We start from the raw sequence: 273 nt of genomic DNA, 5'->3' as shown, positions 1-273 counted from the left end.
CTATTGGATGAAAGTGATTGTCGGCTATGCCTTCGCTGTTCTCGCCAGGTAGGCGCGAGGTATAATAATAATCTATGTCGTGATCGTTACTGTTAAATAAATTTAATAGTTCAAAGTCTACTTTCCAATGCGCTTGGCTATAGCTAACTAATGAATTTATAACCGTAAGGGGATTTGAGCGTTTACTACCGTCGTCAGTAAGTGTTCTTTTGCCAATATGGCGTACTCTTAATGATGACTGCCATTGTTTATTAATATGCCAATTAATCCCAC

The 273-nt window shown here is 38.5% G+C and carries 1 pseudogene; it reads right to left on the bottom strand.

What is annotated here, in order from left to right:
* Positions 1–273 (bottom strand): annotated as a pseudogene (locus AAEY57_RS19975) (TonB-dependent receptor); the annotation flags it as partial.

It is taken from the genome of Pseudoalteromonas sp. MER144-MNA-CIBAN-0113, from assembly GCF_040308965.1.
Classification (GTDB): Bacteria; Pseudomonadota; Gammaproteobacteria; order Enterobacterales; family Alteromonadaceae; genus Pseudoalteromonas; species Pseudoalteromonas tetraodonis.
Note: the sequence above shows the minus strand (reverse complement) of the source record. Positions and strands in the feature narration are given on the sequence as shown.